The sequence below is a fragment of the Corallococcus exercitus genome (assembly GCF_003611585.1).
Classification (GTDB): Bacteria; Myxococcota; Myxococcia; order Myxococcales; family Myxococcaceae; genus Corallococcus; species Corallococcus exercitus.
On sequence record NZ_RAVW01000755.1, the window covers coordinates 1 to 1797 of the forward strand.

General features: G+C 68.1%; 2 protein-coding genes. Both read right to left on the reverse strand.

Annotated elements, in window-relative coordinates; genetic code table 11:
• Positions 1-10: 10 nt before the first annotated feature.
• Positions 11-250 (reverse strand): hypothetical protein, encoded by a 240-nt coding sequence (locus D7W79_RS41715; protein WP_120530720.1) that lies wholly within the window; start codon positions 248-250, stop codon positions 11-13.
• A gap of 169 nt (positions 251-419) precedes the next feature.
• Entirely contained in the window at positions 420-1421 is a 1002-nt protein-coding gene (locus D7W79_RS41720; protein WP_338078861.1) for a hypothetical protein, read from the reverse strand.
• Positions 1422-1797 lie beyond the last annotated feature (376 nt).

Below are 1797 nucleotides of genomic sequence, written 5' to 3' on the forward strand. Positions count from 1 at the left end.
GTGGCGGTGGTCATCGGGAACCTCGGGAGCTTGTATCGGTGTTGGCGGCGGCCTGGCGGGCGCGGGCCCAGCGGAGCATCTGGGGTTTGAGCCAGAGGCGCGGGCGCCCGTTGCCCAGGTCGAGCACCGGACGGGGCATGTCCGGATAGCGGCGCAGGTACGTGCTGACGCTGTTGGGGTGGGCAAGGCGCAACAGGCCCGCCACCTCCTGGGCGTCAATCAGGTCCTTCGTGTTCACCAGGGGGCACATGGGGCGTGTCTATACCCATAGACACAGGGGGATGCACGGTTTCCTTCCCGCGCCCCGGGGGCGGGGGGCCTGCCCGCCGGGAGCCTGCCTGCTTCCGGACACGACAAAGCCCCGGGCTCCATGAAGGAACCCGGGGCTTCGGGACGTCAGGGACGGCAGGAGGAGAGGACTACTCCGCCCACCAGGTCTCGGTCATCACGCTGAAGCCGTTCACGGTGTCCACGTAGATGTGGACGGTGTTGCGGCTCCAGGGGTCGTTCTCGTAGGTGATGATGCAGCCCTTGAACGACCGGCCCGCGATGAGCGAGTCCAGGTTCGCGAAGCCCGCGGTCCGGACCGAAGCGGGGATGAGGGTGTTGCCGTTGACGTAGGCGACGGCGTTCTCGACCGCGGCGCGCACCTCGGCGGCATTGGCCAGGTTCGGGCGGATGGCGGCGCCGGACGGGACGCTGCTGGGCTCCAGGCCGAAGCAGGTCTTGTCATCGCGGTACGCGTGCCCGGCGGACGCGATGTTCCACCAGTCGAAGTGGCGCAGGGTGGTGGCGCCGTAGGAGCCATTGCTGGGGATGGCGTTCACCGCGGCGAAGAGCGCCTCCAGGGGGCGGCTCAGGGTGGCGGAGTTGCGGATGTTGCGGAAGCTCACGTCACCAATGCCCGCCGTGTCGGAGATCTGCTGCGCGGTGGTGAAGGGGCGCGCGTTGAGCAGGTTCACGGCGCCGTTCCACGCGTCCGGCAGGACGTCGTGCAGCTCCGAGTCGTCGATGCTGTTCACCAGCGCGACGATGGCGGTCTGGTCGTCATGGGAGATGGCGATGCCGTCCAGGATGCCGACGCAGTCCGCGTCGATGTAGTCCAGGGTCCGGGCGCCGCCCTCGAGCTGCTTGAGCCGGGCCGGGCCCACGAGCGGCACGGTGGACAGGTCCGCCAGCGACGTGAACGGCGCGGTGGCGCGGCGGTTCACGATGTTGGTGACCACGTTGCTGGGCAGGTAGCGGTCGAGAATCGAGTACGACGCCGTGTTCGCGAAGTCGATGATGCCGTAGCACTCGGCGGCCACGTCGACGTTCGTCTGGGTGAGGATGGGCGCCTGCTGCTGCTCGACGGCCGGCGTGGTGGGGGCGGACTCGGGGGGAGTCTCCGCCTGGGTACCCGGACCGCAACCGGCGAGCATGCTCACGGCAAGAAGGGCTGTGCCAAGACGACGCATCAGGAACTCCTGAGTGGGGGGAGGTGCTGCGATGAGACGCGGCTCAATACACCAAATCCGTCTGACACACCCCGCCCGTCGCACGACGTGTTCATGTCACATTTCAGTCACCACCGATTAGTTCCGCTGGGGGCATTCGCGCGGGCCCCGGGGCGAGACTTCCTGACGTGAGAGCACATGATCCAGGGGTTCCGTTCCGCATCCGGGCGGAGTGACCTTTCAGGTTGAGTGGAATCCGTGCGACCCTGGGGATTCATGGGTCCGGAAGGGTCACAGGTGTTCCCGGCGGCGCTCCAGCCCGGCGCGGTGGTGGGGTGCTGGCGCGTGCTGGGGACGTTGG